The following is a 16,586-nucleotide window of genomic DNA, read 5'->3' as shown; positions in this document are numbered from 1 at the left end:
CGGCGCGCCCTAAGAATCACTGATAGGAAACCAGCGTTGCGCCATTTTCATGGCTGAAATCTGGCTTCACGCCAAGCATGGAAGCCGAACGTCGGACAATGTTCGCAGCCATGACGCCAGCATTCGAGGCGGCCGTTGCACCCATGCCGGGTTTTTCCGGCCTCGGTTCGTCGGCGATCGTAAGCACGATGTATTGCGGATCGTCCATCGGGAAAGCCGCGACGAAGGCGTTGAAATTCTTGTCCTTTGAATAGCGGCCGTTGACAACCTTCTCGGCCGTTCCGGTCTTGCCGCCGACGCGGTAACCTGGAACCCTGGCGTTCCTGCCTGACCCTTTCTCGGCGTTCAGTGCGTAGAGATAGCGCATGCCCTCGACCGTCTTGTCGCTGACCACTTTCTTGGCCACCGACATCGCCTGTTCCTGTGCGCGCCTCAGGAATGTCGGCTGGATCAGATAGCCGCCGTTCAGCAGCGCGGCGCAGCCGACCGCCGTCTGCAGCGGCGTTGTCGACACACCGTGACCGAAGGCGATGGTGATCGAATGGACCTGTTTCCAGACTTTGGGCTCGGTCGGGCGGGCGACCTCCGGCAGTTCCGTCTGCATCTTCTCGAGGATCCCCAGGCGATGCAGGAATTCGCGGTGCCCCTCGATGCCAACCGCTTCGGCTTCCTTGGCCGAACCGATGTTGGACGAGTAGATGAACACTTCGGGCACCGACAGCACCCGAGCCTTGCCGTGAAAATCATGGATGGTCTGACGGCCGATCCTGATCGGGCGCGAAGCGTCGAAACGGCTTTCCAGCGTCACTTTGCCGGAATCGAGCGCCATGGCGGTGGTGAAGCTCTTCAACGTCGAACCCATTTCGTAAAGGCCGGCCGACATGCGGTTCAAGCGGTCCTTGTCCTGCGCATTGTAGGGGTTGTTCGGGTCGAAATCCGGAACCGATGCCATCGCCATCACTTCGCCGGTCTTGATGTTGAGAACGACGGCGCCCGCCGCGATTGCGCGGTATTTCTCCATGCCGGTGGCGACCTCGTCCCGCACGATATGCTGGACGCGCAGGTCAATCGAGAGCTGCACCGGCTTCAGATCCTTGGCCATCGCCAGGCCCGACGCCTGAAGATCGCTCAGCCCCTGTTCGTCGATGTATTTCTCCATGCCGGAGATGCCTTGGTTGTCGATGTTGGTGAGCCCGACAATGTAGGACGAAGTTTCGCCAGCCGGATAGAAGCGGCGCTTTTCGGTGCGGAAGCCGAAGCCGGGAACACCGAGCTGCATGATATCCGATTGTTGCTTGGGCGTCAGTTGCCGCTGCAGCCAGACGAAGCCGGCGCCGCTCTTGAGCTTGTGGTAGGTCTGCTCGTAGTCGATCTCGGGAAGCACCGTCGCCAGCTTTTCGATCGCCTCGTCGGCGTCGACAATGCGGCGCGGTTCGGCAAACAGCGATGCCGTCTTGATGTCCGTCGCCAGCACTTCGCCGTTGCGGTCGACGATGTCGGGCCGTGACGCCGTCACCCGGCTCTGCGGACCGCCGGACAGGTCGGGGTTCTGAAAACCCAGATAGACCAGCCGCCCGGTGATGGTTGAATAGATGCCGAAGAACACCGCCATCGTCATCACGATGCGGGTCCTGCCCTTACCGCCGGTCGCCTTGCGGGCGCCTTCGACCACAATCGATCCATCTTCCGACTTGGCGCGACGCTTCAGCAGTCCGGCGATCGACGGAAATCTGGCGATCATTGGACGATGCCTCCGGTCACCACGGGGTCTTTGTCGCCCAAGGGTCCTTTGCCAGAATTGTCGGCCATGCCGCCCAGCCGCTGCGACGAAAGGTCTTCTATGGTGAGGGGTTTTGCCGGCAGGTCGTCCAGCCCAATGATCTGGCGGGCGCTGACCGGCTCGAGTTCGAGTTGCGACTTGTAGATCTCGGCCAGCTTTTGCAGGCGCGACGGCTGGGTCAGCAGGCTCCAGTCCGCCTTCAGGAGATCGATCGTATCCTCCTCGTAGCGGATCTGCGCCTGGATCTTGTGCACCGCCGCCAATTGTTCTTCGGCCTCGCGCTTGGTCTTGTAGGTCAAGGCCGCAGCCGAAACCATGACGGCGATAAGGACTATGTCGCTGGTACGAAACACGTGCTCACCTCTCTCCCGGGCGGTCGGCACCGGGAAGTTTTGGGTCAGGAAGTTTTGGAAGCCCGAAAATCGAAAAGTCGCCGGCGCGCGGCGGTGCTTCGGTGCGGATCGCAGCGCGCAGCCTTGCCGAGCGTGCGCGCGGATTGGCTGATATCTCGGCCTCATCAGGCGTCACGCCGCTACCCGCCTTTTTGAAGGTGGCGGTGCGCGCTTGCGCCTCGGGCAGGTGCCGCGATCCGGTGGCCGCATCGGCGCGATCGGCGATGAAGCGCTTGACGATGCGGTCTTCCAGAGAGTGGAACGTCACCACGGCCAGCCGTCCGCCCGGTTTCAGCACGCGTTCAGCCGCAAACAGCGCTTTGGCCAGTTCGCCGAGTTCGTCATTGACGAAGATGCGCAGTGCCTGGAAGACGCGGGTCGCCGGATGGATCTTGTCCTTCGGTGCGCGGCCGACATGCGTCTCGATGGCGTCGGCAAGGTCGAGCGTGCGCTCGAACGGATGTTTTTCGCGACGGCTCTCGATCATGCGGGCGATGCGGCCGGCGTGACGCTCTTCGCCAAGAAACCCGAAGATGCGGGCAAGGTCGCCCACTTTGAAGCTGTTGACGACATCAGCGGCGCTGAGGCCAGCCTGCGCCATACGCATATCGAGTGGTCCGTCGGCGCGGAACGAAAAACCGCGCTCCGGCTGGTCGATCTGCATTGAGGAGATGCCGATGTCGAGCACGACGCCGTCAGCACTTTCGACATGCTCGTCCAATGTCGAGAACGGCGCCTGAACCAGCCTGAGCTTGCCGCCTGATAGTTGTTCGAGAACACGACCCGCAGCGATCGCATCCGGATCGCGGTCCATGGCGACGACCGAGGCGCCGCTTGCCAGAATGGCTTTGGTGTAGCCGCCGGCGCCGAAGGTGCCGTCGACGATCAGCTCGCCCGCCTTAGGGGAAAGTGCCTCCATCACTTCGGCAAGGAGGACCGGAATATGGCGAGCCGGTCCGCCTGCGGCGTGAGGGTCATCGCCGTAGCCCGCCATCATTCCGGTCGCTCCCCAGGCTTCGTCCCCTGCCGAAGCTGCAAAAGCCGGGCGCGCGCTTCCGCCCCATAGGCGGTGAGCCGTCCAGGTTCCCAGATCTGAAAAAAATTGCCGCGACCGACAAACGCCGCTTCCGCGGAAATGCCGGTGTGCTCGCGGATGAAATCGGTCATCGAGATGCGGCCGTCCTGATCGAGCTTGAGAAATGTCCCATCGCCATGGCAGAAGAACGACATGTCGTCCGCCGTCTGCAGGAAGGGGTCTTCCTGCGCGATGCGCTGCTCGTAGCGGTCGAGCAGGTCGAGCCCGCCGACATCCATCGCCGGGCGATCCAGGCAGCGCAGCGCATAGAGTTCCGAATAGCCGCGTTTCTGGACAACGGCACGGAAATGCGCTGGAACGGACACCCGTCCCTTCGCATCGATCCTGTTCACCGCGCTTGACAGAAACCGGTCCATTACGCGTTACGGCCGCTTGCGCCGCCGCACCCCTCTGCATCTTCCCGCCCGCGCCGCCCCGGCGCGGTCCCTGCCCAAAACTCACTTCGTTCCAGGCGAAAACAAGCAAACGCTCAGCCGCCGCGGCTGCCCGATTGGCGTACGCTTCACCCTGACGCGGAACGAAGGCTTGAATATCGAAATGGGATATCATGGGGCGCTATGGGCGTCAACGGGAATAGGCTTCACAAACGCGCGCCACAACCGATGAGAGCAGCTTTGACGGCACTCCCGTCTTTATGCTCCATTAAGCCTAACGAAGCGTTTAGAGCGGTTTGCCGGCACGGTTCGGCGCTTGCCTGCCGGTGTGACCCGGCATAGCGTCTGCGCGTTCTTCTCCTCAAAGTCAGGGTTCGAAAAACCGATGTCCGAAACAGCGAAGTCGCGCGCCGCCACCCTTGCCCATTTGCGTGGCGTCAAGCTCGCCAAGGGCGACCCGGTCTCACTACCGCTGATAGTGACGACAACTTTCCATCTGCCCGGCAACCCGGCCGGCGTCAGCCAGTACGGGCGCTACGACAACCCGACATGGAACGCGGTGGAAGACATGCTCGGCCACCTTGAGGACGCGCCGTCCGTAGCGTTCCCGTCGGGCATGGCCGCGATCTCGGCGGTCTTCTTCGCGCTGCTCAAGGCAGGCGATCGCATCCTGTTGCCGTCCGATGGTTACTACACGCCGCGCCTGCTTGCCGAGCGCTTCCTCAAACCTTTCGACGTCTCGTTCGACACAAGACCGACCAAGTCCTTTCTGGACGGCGGTTTTTCCGGCTACCGGCTGGTGTTCGTCGAGACCCCATCCAATCCCTGCCTAGACATTTGCGACCTGGCCGGCGTGGCGCGCCTTGCGCACGAGGCCGGCGCGCTGGTCGTCGCCGACAACACCACGATGACGCCTTACGGTCAGCGCCCGCTCGATCTCGGCGCCGATATCGTCGTTGCTGCTGACACTAAGGCGCCCAATGGCCATTCCGACGCGCTGTTCGGCCATGTCGCCAGCCGTGACACCGGGGTCATCACCGCCATCCGCGACTGGCGCAAACTGTCGGGCTCCATCCCCGGACCATTCGAAGCCTGGCTGGTCCATCGAGGCCTCGAGACGCTGGAAGTCCGCTTCGACCGCATGTGCACGTCGGCCGAACTGATCGCCCGACGCCTGACAAATCATCGGAGCGTGAAATCCGTCCGCTTTCCTGGGCTGGAGAATGACCCTTCGCACAATCTGGCGACCACCCAAATGGAGCGTTTCGGCTTCCTTATCGGTCTCGACCTGGGGAGTGAAGCCAAGGCCGAAGCGTTCATCGGCGCCTGCGCCCTGATCCAGCCCGCGACCTCTTTCGGCGGCGTCCACTCTTCGGCCGAGCGGCGCGCCCGCTGGGGTGATGCAGTGCCGCCCGGCTTTGTTCGCCTGTCGGTCGGCTGCGAGCCGGTGGAGGAGCTTTGGCAGGCGATCGAGGCGTCACTGGACGGCGCGGGCGGCTGAACGAACCGATCAGGAAGCCAGATCGTCGGCTTCAATATTGCGCCGGCCATGCAGCACACGCAGGATTTCGATGGCATCTCCGCCGACACGGGTACAAGGTGAGATATTCGCCGACGACCAGGTGGCGAATGCCGGGCCCAATGTCTTCGCGCGGCGCCAGCTGGCTTCGATCCGGTCGAGCAGCCGGTCTGCTGCAGCCTCGTCGTCTCGCGCGATATGAAGCCAGATCGCGATCAAATCCTCTTCTGCATTTGCAGTTCGGATGATGGGCAGCAAATTCATGCCGCGTTATCGGATTTCAATCGCCTGCGCGCTTCGGCCTTGATTTCGTCGATCGACGCAAACCGTCCCGGCCCGCTGTCGATCCCCTCCTGCACCAGCTTGCGCAGCTCCTCGACCGTGTAGCCATGCAAGTCGCGGCGGTCCTTCCATTGCCTGAGTGCGTCGCGGATCACCTCGCTCGCCGAAGCATATTCGCCTGCGGCGACCACATCGTCGACCGCAGCCGCCAGTTCCGGCGAAAGCGTGATGCTGCGTTTGTCGACCTGGCCCATGATGCGCTCCTGATATTGCCCGGCCTATGGTACGATTTAATCGTACCAATTTCAAGAAACGCTCGCTCCATGCACAGCCCAGTGAAAGCTGATTCAGTCAATGAGGCGCCTGAACCAGCAGGCGCGCCCGAAGGCGCAACCTGCTGATATCAGGGAATTTCCTTGTAGAATCTGGAAGAAATTGCCAGCTGGCCTGTAAGCCGGGTTCTGTATGGCCCTCGCCCCTTGCGGCGCGAGAACGTGGCGGCCATTCATCTTGGGCGCATGTTGCCATGCACCTCACGCAACCTACCCGGACGGTGAGCCGGAAACAGCCCTCGAGGGTTTCCCCTCGCACCGCCCCTATTCGGTCTTGCTCCCGGTGGGGTTTACCGTGCCGCTCCTGTTGCCAGTCGCGCGGTGGGCTCTTACCCCACCCTTTCACCCTTACCACGACGGATCGTGGCGGTTTGCTTTCTGTGGCACTTTCCCTAGGGTCACCCCCGCCGGCCATTAACCGGCACCGTGTCTCCATGGAGCCCGGACTTTCCTCACCCGCAGCCTTTCGGCTTCGCGGGTGCGGCCGCCCGGCCAGCTGGCAAGGCGTATAAAGGGATTCGCGCCCGAAAACGCAAACAAAAAAGCAGGTTCCGGCTTATTTACGCCGGCGCTCCAAGCGCGGCCAGCTGCACCTTGACCTTGCCGCAATAGGCCGCGGATATCGGGTTCATACGCTTGGCGCCATGGCCGGCATTGTACTTCAGGATCGTGCCGCATGTCGTGCCGTCGCCGAGGTTCCGCGCCATGGCGAGGTATTTCATGCCGTATTTGATGTTGGTCTCGGGATCGTAGAGACCTTTGATCGAGCCGCTGTAACCCATCATCCGCGCCGTCGACGGCTTGATCTGCATCAGCCCGATCTCACCGGCGCTGCCGACCTGGTTCGGCTGGAAACTGCTCTCGATCATGATGACGGCCTTGGCGAGCGACACCGGCACACCATTGCTGGCGGCATGACGCTCGATGATCGTCGAATACTGGCCGCTGCCGCCAGCGACCGCCGCCTTCGGCGCCGCCGCGCTGCTTTTCCGGCCGATCGACGCCGTCGTCGCCTGGTCGATGCGGGTCCTGTTGCGCTTCACATGCCGCTTGGAGACTGCCTTGTTTGCAGAGAATGGCTTTTTCACTTTTACCCCAGCTTTTTCCGCCATTGCGGATGCTGGCTTTTTCACCTTTACCGCAGCAGCTTTTTCCGCCTTTGCGGAGGCTGTGCTTTTTTCCTTTGCGCCCTGGCCGGCTTTCGGCGTGGCGGTTTTGTCGGACGCGGTAATGAAACCCTGGTCGGCTCGCTGGCTCAGTGGCGCGCCATTCGCCGCACCGATGGCAAAAGTAATTACGCCGGCAGCAACAGCTGCCGTTAAAACGGTCAATTTCTGCATGAGATCCTGTTCTGTTTGAACCGCGCGAAGAACTTCACGCAGCTACGCTAATCAACATCGGAACATCTGGGGGGCTGTAGGTCCGACAACTTGCACGGATCGCCTTTGACGACCGAATTGGCGGCAAAAAAGGCGGGGAAAGTCACTTTAAGTGACAGGCTGTAACTTAATAGCTAAGAAAAGACTACTTGGACGGAACTGCCCTCACGGAGGCAAGCAGCCTTTCCAGCGTGCGGATGGTCGATCCGTCGGCCACACCATCCACTTTGCGTTGGCGGAAGTGCCGTTGAAAAGCCTCGACCACGATTTCGGTATGCCGGTCAAAATTGCCTGATATCTCCACGCCATAACCGTAGCGCGCCAGCATCGATTGCAGCGCCTCGACCTCGGCATCCGCATCGCCGGCCTTCAGCACCGCGCCACGCCTGACGGGTGCCGCTTCGACGAGATGGCCGACACCGGCCTCGAACAGGGCCTTCCAAGGGAATTTCTCGCCCGGGTCGATCTTGCGTCCCGGCGCCACGTCGGAGTGGGCGAGCACCCGTTGGGCTGGAATGGAATGGCGCTGGACAATCCCCTTGCACAGGCCGATGACGGCATCGATCTGCCGTTTCGGAAAATTCCGATAGCCCAGCAAATGCCCCGGATTGACGATCTCGACGCCGACTGAACAGGAGTTGATGTCGCTGCGCCCGAACCACGAACTCTTGCCGGCATGCCAGGCACGGTCGCTTTCCCTGACCATCTGGACGATGCGGCCGTCCTCATGGACGAGATAGTGCGACGAAACCTCGCTGGCCGGATCGCACAGCCATGCTTCGGCGCCGGCGCCGGTCTCCATGCCGGTGTAGTGCAGCACGACCATATCGGCGGTCCCGGGTCGTGGACCGAAATTCGGCGATACACTTACCTCGGCGCTCGGCTCGTCGGGCAGGAAGCCGCTCATGCGTGCCGCAGGCCTCGTTCGATCATCTCATAGGCCGCGTTGATTGCCGCTATCCTGCTGGTTGCAATCTTGATGAATTCCTGCGGCAGGCCGCGTGCGATCAGCCGGTCGGGATGGTTGTCCGAAACCAGCTTGCGATAACGCTTCCTGACCTCCTCGAACGTTCTTCCCCGCTCGATGCCAAGCACGACATAGGGATCGGCCGCACCCAGGTCGACGTGCCGGGCCAGAATGCTCTGGTAATGCGCCTCCTCGATCCGGAATATCTCGGCGATACGATGCAGGAACTGGCCTTCGCGCTCGTGGACCAGCCCGTCGGCCTTGGCGATATGGAACAGCCCGTCGAGAATGTCCTCCAGCATGACACAGTTTGAATGGCCAGAGCCGCAAAGCTGCGCCATGCGTTCGGCATAGGTCTCGAATCCGGCAATGTCGCGCTTGGCAAGATCGTAGAGCCGCGCGACATTGCGCGTCTGCTTCTTCGGCACTTCGAATATCTGCTGGAAGGCGCGCACCTCGTCCTGCGTGACGATGCCGTCGGCCTTGGCCATCTTGGCCGACAGCGCGATCATCGCCACCGAGAAGGCGACGCGCCGGCGCAGATCGGGATCGCCGGAGAAAACCGTACGCACGGCCTCGACGACGTCGGCGACACCCGACGAGGTTGAGGACGAAACGCGGGTGATGAAGTCGCCGAGGCGATCCCAAATCGACATGAGCATCTATTAGGGCTAACCGGCCACCGCTATCAAGCGAAGACAATGCCGCAGGGCCGGCCCAGCCGATTTCGTGGGATGCCTGAAGTAGGTGGCGCTAACCATCGATCATGGAAAACAAGCAGACGGCAGCCGCGACAGCGGCCATATCGCGAGAAAACCGCAGGCCTTGCGACATCTTGCCGTTCGTTGCCGCCCTGGCGGCGAGGTTCGGCTACGTCGTCTCGGGGAAACTGGCGCGGGAAATGCCGGGCAGGCAGGTGGTCTGCCAGGCGCTATCGCCCGCGTCAGCCAGGCATAATTGCTGCAAACCTTGGTTACCATTGCCATTTCGGCCCTTCTGCTGGGCGAAAAAGTGACGGGCGAAACCATACCATTCGCGCTTGCGGTGATGGCCATCGCCGCAAGGCGCGTGTCTTGAACCAGATGCTGGGAAGGCCGGCATCATGCCGGCCTTCCCTCAATCTTCAGTCAGATAAACTACTGCGCCGGCGCAGGAGCAGGCTCTGTCGGAGCCGGCTCGGCCGGCTTCGTGGCATCAGGAGCCGGCTGCATCGGCTGTTCAGCCGCCGGCGGATTGGTGCTCTGCGTGGTGGTGGCATCCCCGCCCGTGCCGCTGTCGCTGCAAGCCGCAACGCCAAGCAGGGCAAGCGCCGAAACCGACGCAAGAATGAGTTTCTTCATGACATCTCTCCTCTAATCACGCCCCCGCTACCGGTGACGATCGAGGGCAGAATGCACCAAGTGCCCTATGAGTTTCATAACGTTGCATTTCCGCGTGTAACATCATCTGCTTTTGCCGTTGCCGGTGAGGCTACTGCGAATTAACACATTGAATCAATAAAATGCCTGGGAGAGCTGCCGTGACTGCCAAATGGGATTTCTGGATCGACCGCGGCGGCACCTTCACCGATGTCATCGGCCGTGACCCGGAAGGCGGGCTGCACCCGCGCAAGCTGCTGTCCGAGAATCCTGAAGCCTATGCCGACGCCGCTATCCACGGCATTCGCGAGCTGCTGGACCTGAAATCCGGCGCTCCGATCCCGTCCGGCCTGATCGGCGACATCAAGATGGGCACCACCGTTGCCACCAACGCGCTTCTGGAGCGCAAGGGCGACCGTGTTCTGCTGCTCATCACCAGGGGATTTCGCGACGCGCTGAGGATCGCCTACCAGGCACGACCCGACATCTTCGCCAAGGAGATCATTCTTCCCGAGCAGCTCTACGAACGCGTCATCGAAGTCGACGAACGCGTGCGCGCCGACGGGAATGTCGAACGGCTGCTCGACATTGCCGCCTGCCGGCCGGCGATCGAACAAGCCAGGGCGGACGGCATCGACGCCGTGGCGATCGTCTTCATCCATGCCTGGAAATATCCCGATCACGAAAAGGCGGTTGCAAAGGTCTGCAGAAAACTAGGGTTTCGCCAAGTCTCGGTCAGCCACGAGGTCTCACCGCTCGTCAAGCTGGTCGGCCGCGGCGACACCACCGTGGTCGACGCCTATTTGTCACCGATTCTGGCAAGGTATGTGCAAAAAGTGGCGGGTGAACTGGGCGTTCTCTCCCCCCTCGAGGGGGAGATGGCCGCGCAGCGGCCAGAGGGGGTCGCCCAAGGCAGCGCGAGGCGTCAAGGAACGTCGAGCACTGCCGCAACGACCCCACCCGGCGGCTTCGCCGGCACCCTCCCCGCAAGGGGGAGGGAATCCCCCCGGCTCATGTTCATGATGTCGTCGGGCGGCCTCACCGCCGCCGACATGTTCCAGGGCAAGGACGCGTTGTTGTCCGGCCCGGCCGGCGGCGTCGTCGGCATGGTCGAGACAGCAAAACTCGCCGGTTTCGACAAGGTCATCGGCTTCGACATGGGCGGCACCTCGACTGACGTTGCCCATTATGACGGCGACTATGAGCGCGCCTTCGACACCGAGGTTGCCGGCGTGCGCATCCGTGCGCCGATGATGCGCATCCACACCGTCGCCGCCGGCGGCGGCTCGATCCTGCATTACGAGGCCGGCCGTTTCCGCGCCGGGCCGGATTCGGCCGGCGCCAATCCCGGCCCGGCCGCCTACCGGCGCGGCGGCCCGCTGGCCGTCACCGACGCCAATGTTATGCTGGGCAAGCTGCAGCCCGACTTCTTCCCGGCCATTTTTGGACCCCGCCAGAATGAACCGCTCGACGTGCAAACCGTGCGCGAGAAATTCGCAGCACTCGCCGCCGAAATCGGCGACGGCCGCTCACCGGAGGCGGTGGCCGAAGGGTTCGTCACCATCGCCGTCGAAAACATGGCCAACGCCATCAAGAAGATTTCCGTGCAGCGCGGCTACGACGTCACCGAATATCTCTTGAATTGTTTTGGCGGCGCCGGCGGCCAGCACGCCTGCCTCGTTGCCGACGCACTCGGCATGGAGGCGGTGCTGATCCATCCCTTCTCCGGCCTGCTGTCGGCCTATGGCATTGGATTGTCCTCGATTTTTTCGTCGCGCCAGCAGGCGCTGCTGAAACCGCTGGCGGAAGTGTCCAGGCCGGCAATCGACGAGCTCATCGCAACGTTGCGCAAAGCCGTCATCGACGAGCTTGCCGCGCAAGGCATTGCCGAGGACGCCGTCGCCTCCAAACCGGTGCTGCAGATCCGCTACGACGGCACCGACACCGCGCTGCCGGTGAATTTCGAGCACGGCTCGATCGCACGCGCCAAGGGCGATTTCGAAATGGCCCACAAGGCGCAGTTCGGCTTCGTCTATGACGACAAGCCGATGATCGTGGAATCGGTCGGCGTCGAAGGCATCGATACCGGCGGCACTGGCCGCGACGAAAGTGATTCAGCCGTTGAGGACATCGCCGCAAGCCCTTCGCAGAGTCGGAAAATCTTCGCCGACGGCACCTGGCGAGACGCCGGCATCTTCCGCCGCGAGGTACTCAAACCGGGGCACAAGGTTGTCGGCCCTGCCCTGGTCATCGAACCGAACCAGACCATCGTCGTCGAGCCGGGCTGGCAGGCCGGGATCACCGCCAAGAACCACGTGCTCTTGCTCCGCATCGAGAAAAAGCGCCGGCAGGCGGCGCTCGGCACCGAGGCCGATCCGGTCATGCTGGAGGTGTTCAACAACCTGTTCATGTCGATCGCCGAACAGATGGGCGTGACGCTGCAGAACACTGCCTATTCCGTCAACATCAAGGAACGGCTGGATTTCTCCTGCGCCGTCTTCGACCGCCATGGCGCGCTGGTCGCCAACGCGCCGCACATGCCGGTGCATCTCGGCTCCATGGACCGTTCAGTGGAAACCATCATCCGGCTGAACTCCGGCGACATCCACCCCGGCGACGTCTTTGCCCTCAACGCGCCCTACAATGGCGGCACGCATCTGCCTGATATCACGGTGGTGACGCCGGTCTTTTCCCTCCCCCTCGAGGGGAGGGTGGCCGCGAAGCGGCCGGGTGGGGTCACCGCAGACGGCACCGCAAGGGCGTCGAGCGCTGCCGCAGCGACCCCCACCGCCGCCTTCGGCGGCACCTCCCCCTCAAGGGGGGAGGAGATCCTCTTCTACGTTGCCTCACGCGGTCATCATGCCGACATCGGCGGCACCGCGCCCGGTTCAATGACGCCGCTCGCCACCGCGGTCGACGAGGAAGGCGTGCTGTTCGACAATTTCCGCATTGTCGATCGCGGCCGGTTCCGCGAGAAGGAACTGGAGACGCTGCTCACCGACCACCCTTATCCCGCGCGCAATCCGCACCAGAACATTGCCGACCTCAAGGCGCAGATTGCCGCCAACGAAAAGGGCGTTGCCGAACTGCGCAAGATGGTCGCGCATTTCGGCCTTGATGTCGTCGAGGCCTACATGGCTCACGTCCAGGACAATGCCGCCGAAAGCGTGCGCCGTGTACTGGAGCGGCTGCCCGACAGTTCCGTATACGAGTATCCGACCGACACCGGCCAAGTCATCAAGGTGAAGATCTCGGTCGGCCGGAAAAAGCGTGAGGCGACCGTCGACTTCAGCGGCACCTCGCCGGTCATGAAGAACAATTTTAACGCCCCCGAGCCGGTCGCCCGCGCAGCCGTGCTCTATGCCTTCCGCGTCATGGTCGAGGACATGATCCCGATGAATGCCGGCTGTCTGAGACCAATCAACATCATCATTCCCGAGGGTTGCATGCTGAAGCCGACCTACCCGGCCGCGGTCGTCGCCGGCAATGTCGAAACCTCGCAGCATGTCACCAATGCGCTGTTCGGCGCCATGGGCGCGATGGCCAATGCGCAAGGCACGATGAACAACCTCACCTTCGGCAACAAAAAGTACCAGTATTACGAGACGATCTGCTCCGGCTCGCCGGCAGGCCGGATGAACAACGGTCGCGGCTTTGCCGGCACCTCCGGCGTCCACACCCACATGACCAATTCGCGCCTGACCGACCCGGAAGTGCTGGAACTGCGGTTCCCCGTCCTGCTCGAGGATTTCCACATCCGCGAGGGCTCCGGCGGCAAAGGCAAATGGAGTGCCGGCGACGGCACCGAGCGCACCATCCGTTTCCTCGAAAAGATGGAATGCGCGATCCTGTCCTCACATCGCAACCGCCCGCCGCAAGGCCTGGACGGCGGCGGCGATGGCGAGGTCGGCTCGACCAAGGTCCGCCGCAAGGATGGCCGCATCGAAGTCCTCAAGGCTTGCGACCAGACGCTGCTCGAGGCCGGTGAAGCCGTCATCGTGACGACGCCGACGCCGGGTGGGTTTGGTAAACTGTAGGGTCAACCGAAAGATTGACAGGCCGCGTATGCACCATCAGGGTCATAGTTGGGGGCAAGCCATGTCGAATTCCGAAGAAGACGCTCAGAAAATGCGCTGGCGCGGCCGAGCGACACTCGCTGCTTTCTGTCTTTTGGTTGCTGCATCAGCGATGACTTGGCTTGTCATACCGCACCTGCCTACGGCCTACACATGTCCATTTCGCGATACTCCGGCCCTCCGCTGGCTATGGCCGGGAAATCAGGCGACATACAACCAGATCAGCCAATGGCACGGCACCCTCAATGATCAGTGCAATCTTTTCTCAACACGATCTATGCTGTCTGTATTTTTTGCCACGTTTAGTATCTTTTTTTATATAACTTCACTCTCGAAAGCTCAGATCACCATGAAGACAGGACCCGTGATCACCACGCTGGTGATGGCATTCATGATCGTAGGTCTTTTTTCAGGTGGCTTTAACGATCAGGCGACCGGTCGTGGCGCCTGGGCAGCATACCATACGACTGATTCGACCAACGTCCTTCTGTGGAAGACTTTGCCTCGCATGTTCGCCATCTACATTTTTGGTCCGGTCTGGATCACTCACTTGAGGGTTGCGTGGCTCCAGCAGTCTTCGGTGTAAGCTGCGGACGCATGGCTGGAGGTGCCAAATGATATTGCGAGCTACAGCAAGCCGGCTGCTGTCATCCATCTGTCATCGCTGAGCGCTACCCGCTTGCGGCAGAGCAAACGGGGAATCGCCTTGTCATGACGGATCTTTCCGGAGAACTGGTTTTTCGCCGCGGCAAGCAAGTTGGCAAGGCCGTCTACCAGAACCGCCCGCTGTCTAAGGCCGGCCTCTCCGAGCGGCTCTTCGCCTTGCTGTTTTCCGGCCTCGTCTATCCGCAAATCTGGGAAGACCCCGACGTCGACATGGAGGCGATGCAGCTTGGCCAGGGCCACCGCGTCGTCACCATCGCCTCGGGCGGCTGTAACATCCTTGCCTATCTCACCCGGTCACCCGAACGGATCGACGCCGTCGATCTCAACGCCGCCCATATCGCGCTGAACCGCATGAAGCTCGAAGCGGTGCGCCATCTGCCGTCGCAGGGCGACCTGTTCCGTTTCTTCGGCGCTGCCGAGACCCGTCACAATTCGCAAGCCTACGACCGTTTCATCGCGCCGCATCTCGACCCGGTCAGCCGCCATTACTGGGAATATCGCAACTGGCGCCGGCGCCGGCGCATCGCCGTCTTCGACCACAATTTCTACCAGACCGGCCTGCTCGGCCTGTTCATTGCCATGGGCCATCGCACCGCCAAATTCTTCGGCGTCGATCCGGCCGCCATCATGCAAGCCAAAAGCCTCGCCGACCAGCGCCGCTTCTTCGACGAGGAGCTGGCGCCGGTCTTCGAAAAGCCGCTGCTGAAATGGGCAACATCGCGAAAAGCCTCGCTGTTCGGCCTCGGCATTCCGCCGGCCCAGTACGATTCGCTGATCACCTCGGGCGACGGCACCATGGCCAGCGTGCTGAAGGCCCGGCTGGAAAAGCTCGCCTGCGATTTTCCGCTACAGAATAACTATTTCGCCTGGCAGGCTTTTGCCCGCCGCTATCCCAATCCCGGCGAGGCTGCGCTGCCCGCCTATCTTGAAAAGCGCAACTACGATACGATCCGCAACAATGTCGACCGCGTTGCCGTCCACCATACCAATCTGATCGAATTCCTCGCCGGCAAGGATGCCGGTTCGGTCGACCGCTTCGTCCTGCTCGACGCCCAGGACTGGATGACCGACGACCAGCTCAATGCGCTGTGGGCCGAGATCACCCGCACCGCGTCCACTCACGCCCGCGTCATCTTCCGTACCGCGGCCGAACCCAGCCTGCTACCCGGCCGGGTCTCGAATTCGCTGCTCGACCAGTGGAGCTATGCAGACGAGGCGTCGCGCGAATTCTCGGCCCGCGACCGTTCGGCCATCTATGGCGGCTTCCATCTTTATGTGAAGCAGTCCGCATGAGCACGACCGAACTGCCGGCAAGGCACGCCGAACCGCCGGCCAGCCATGCCGAACTGATGGACGGCGTCTATCGCTGGCAGCGCCATTTCTACGACCTGACCCGCAAATACTATCTGCTCGGCCGCGACCGGCTGATATCAGGGCTCGACGTGCCGGCCGGCGGCACGGTGCTCGAACTCGGCTGCGGCACCGGCCGCAACATCGTCCTTGCCGCCCGCCGCTATCCAGGCGCCCGTTTCTTCGGCCTCGATATTTCGGCCGAAATGCTGGAGACGGCCAGCGCCGCCATGGTCTGCGAAGGCCTGTCCGGCCGTGTCACGCTGGCACGCGGCGACGCCACTGATTTCGACGCAGAAGCGCTATTTTCTGTTGAAAGTTTCGACTGCATTTTTGTCTCGTATTCGCTGTCGATGATCCCCGGTTGGGAGAAGACGGTTTCCGCGGCACTTGCAGCCTTGTCGCCTGGCGGCTCGCTGCACGTCGTCGATTTCGGCCAGCAGGAAGCCCTGCCCCGCTGGTTCCGCACGCTGCTGCGCGGCTGGCTGAGAAAATTCCATGTCGAGCCGCGTGAAGCGTTGCGCGATGTCCTGGAATCGGAATCTGCAACAGTCGGCGCAAGCCTCCGATTCAGAACACTTTATCGCGGCTATGCATGGCTCGCCGTGGTCGGGCAGCGCAGCTAGTCAGGGTGTGTTGAAATTCAGGTCAAGCCGAGCCGGAGTCGAAGACGGGCAACTTCGCGCGTCAGGAGCGGATATTGCCATCCACCTCGCCACGCTCTTCACGAGAACGAACTCTGAATCGGATTAGACTAGACTTGGCGAACGCCGCTTGTGTCTTCCGGCGCGAAAGGCCAACGCTCAGCCGAGTATCCTCTTGACTCGTCCGGGCTTCCCGGTGCGGTCGCGCCATTTGCAAACATCGGCTCTCCAACAGCGACGGGGATTTTTGGCGATCGCAATGCAACTCAACCAGATATTGCGACTTGCCACACGGAGCAGCTGGAAATTTATCCTGCCCTCCTTCTACAAAACGCGAGAGCAAGCCATGATGGGCTAGTCGTATTCATCGC

At 62.0% G+C, this 16,586-nt stretch carries 16 protein-coding genes and 1 other RNA gene; 5 read left to right on the top strand and 12 right to left on the bottom strand.

Annotation, left to right across the window (positions count from 1 at the left end):
- Positions 1-16 precede the first annotated feature (16 nt).
- From AC0NIE_RS17630 to mraZ, 4 genes are read right to left on the bottom strand one after another with little or no spacing between them, the layout of a single operon-like run.
- Positions 17-1,741 (bottom strand): peptidoglycan D,D-transpeptidase FtsI family protein, encoded by a 1,725-nt coding sequence (locus AC0NIE_RS17630; protein ID WP_473485243.1) that lies wholly within the window; start codon positions 1,739-1,741, stop codon positions 17-19.
- Positions 1,738-2,133 (bottom strand): cell division protein FtsL, encoded by a 396-nt coding sequence (ftsL, locus tag AC0NIE_RS17625; RefSeq protein ID WP_192365389.1) that lies wholly within the window; start codon positions 2,131-2,133, stop codon positions 1,738-1,740. Before ftsL ends, AC0NIE_RS17630 begins: the two co-directional genes overlap by 4 nt.
- Before the next feature lie 4 nt (positions 2,134-2,137).
- A complete protein-coding gene (rsmH, locus tag AC0NIE_RS17620; RefSeq protein ID WP_473485242.1) occupies positions 2,138-3,169 on the bottom strand; it encodes a 16S rRNA (cytosine(1402)-N(4))-methyltransferase RsmH in 1,032 nt (343 codons plus the stop codon).
- On the bottom strand, positions 3,166-3,624 hold the full coding sequence (gene mraZ, locus AC0NIE_RS17615) for a division/cell wall cluster transcriptional repressor MraZ (protein ID WP_123151963.1): 459 nt from the start codon (positions 3,622-3,624) through the stop codon (positions 3,166-3,168). The genes rsmH and mraZ overlap by 4 nt, the downstream gene beginning before the upstream one ends.
- 403 nt (positions 3,625-4,027) lie before the next feature.
- Between mraZ and AC0NIE_RS17610 the strand changes: the two genes are divergently transcribed.
- Complete coding sequence (locus AC0NIE_RS17610; protein ID WP_473485241.1) at positions 4,028-5,143, top strand: cystathionine gamma-lyase; 1,116 nt, start codon at positions 4,028-4,030, stop codon at positions 5,141-5,143.
- A 9-nt stretch (positions 5,144-5,152) separates the two neighbouring features.
- Here the strand turns inward: AC0NIE_RS17610 and AC0NIE_RS17605 are convergent, their stop codons facing one another.
- The 8 genes from AC0NIE_RS17605 to AC0NIE_RS17570 all read right to left on the bottom strand — a co-directional run bounded on the left by AC0NIE_RS17605 (position 5,153) and on the right by AC0NIE_RS17570 (position 9,461).
- Positions 5,153-5,419: a type II toxin-antitoxin system RelE/ParE family toxin gene (locus tag AC0NIE_RS17605; protein WP_473485240.1), complete on the bottom strand. Its 267-nt coding sequence runs from the start codon at positions 5,417-5,419 to the stop codon at positions 5,153-5,155.
- Positions 5,420-5,421: 2 nt separating this feature from the next.
- Positions 5,422-5,697, bottom strand: a complete 276-nt coding sequence (locus tag AC0NIE_RS17600; protein WP_123151966.1) for a type II toxin-antitoxin system ParD family antitoxin — start codon at positions 5,695-5,697, stop codon at positions 5,422-5,424.
- A gap of 180 nt (positions 5,698-5,877) precedes the next feature.
- Positions 5,878-6,275, bottom strand: an RNA gene (gene rnpB / locus AC0NIE_RS17595) — RNase P RNA component class A.
- A gap of 60 nt (positions 6,276-6,335) precedes the next feature.
- The gene (locus AC0NIE_RS17590) at positions 6,336-7,115 is read right to left on the bottom strand and encodes a lytic transglycosylase domain-containing protein (RefSeq protein WP_473485239.1); all 780 of its coding nucleotides are present in this window, start codon (positions 7,113-7,115) and stop codon (positions 6,336-6,338) included.
- A 184-nt stretch (positions 7,116-7,299) separates the two neighbouring features.
- Positions 7,300-8,061 (bottom strand): N-acetylmuramoyl-L-alanine amidase, encoded by a 762-nt coding sequence (locus AC0NIE_RS17585; RefSeq protein ID WP_473485238.1) that lies wholly within the window; start codon positions 8,059-8,061, stop codon positions 7,300-7,302.
- The gene (locus AC0NIE_RS17580) at positions 8,058-8,777 is read right to left on the bottom strand and encodes a TerB family tellurite resistance protein (RefSeq protein ID WP_473485387.1); all 720 of its coding nucleotides are present in this window, start codon (positions 8,775-8,777) and stop codon (positions 8,058-8,060) included. The genes AC0NIE_RS17585 and AC0NIE_RS17580 overlap by 4 nt, the downstream gene beginning before the upstream one ends.
- 214 nt (positions 8,778-8,991) lie before the next feature.
- On the bottom strand, positions 8,992-9,225 hold the full coding sequence (locus tag AC0NIE_RS17575) for a hypothetical protein (RefSeq protein ID WP_473485237.1): 234 nt from the start codon (positions 9,223-9,225) through the stop codon (positions 8,992-8,994).
- Between the two features lie 32 nt (positions 9,226-9,257).
- On the bottom strand, positions 9,258-9,461 hold the full coding sequence (locus tag AC0NIE_RS17570; RefSeq protein WP_123151969.1) for a hypothetical protein: 204 nt from the start codon (positions 9,459-9,461) through the stop codon (positions 9,258-9,260).
- A gap of 179 nt (positions 9,462-9,640) precedes the next feature.
- Here AC0NIE_RS17570 and AC0NIE_RS17565 point away from each other — a divergent pair, with 179 nt between their 5' ends.
- From AC0NIE_RS17565 to AC0NIE_RS17550, 4 genes are all read left to right on the top strand, one after another.
- The gene (locus AC0NIE_RS17565; protein ID WP_473485236.1) at positions 9,641-13,516 is read left to right on the top strand and encodes a hydantoinase B/oxoprolinase family protein; all 3,876 of its coding nucleotides are present in this window, start codon (positions 9,641-9,643) and stop codon (positions 13,514-13,516) included.
- A 61-nt stretch (positions 13,517-13,577) separates the two neighbouring features.
- On the top strand, positions 13,578-14,141 hold the full coding sequence (locus tag AC0NIE_RS17560) for a hypothetical protein (protein ID WP_473485235.1): 564 nt from the start codon (positions 13,578-13,580) through the stop codon (positions 14,139-14,141).
- A 125-nt stretch (positions 14,142-14,266) separates the two neighbouring features.
- Complete coding sequence (locus tag AC0NIE_RS17555) at positions 14,267-15,514, top strand: BtaA family protein (protein WP_473485234.1); 1,248 nt, start codon at positions 14,267-14,269, stop codon at positions 15,512-15,514.
- Positions 15,511-16,197 carry a class I SAM-dependent methyltransferase gene (locus tag AC0NIE_RS17550; protein WP_473485233.1) on the top strand — a complete coding sequence of 229 codons (687 nt, stop codon included), beginning with the start codon at positions 15,511-15,513 and terminating at the stop codon, positions 16,195-16,197. The genes AC0NIE_RS17555 and AC0NIE_RS17550 overlap by 4 nt, the downstream gene beginning before the upstream one ends.
- The last annotated feature ends 389 nt before the right edge of the window (positions 16,198-16,586 follow it).

The sequence above is a fragment of the Mesorhizobium sp. WSM4842 genome, from assembly GCF_055901575.1.
Note: the sequence above shows the minus strand (reverse complement) of the source record. Positions and strands in the feature narration are given on the sequence as shown.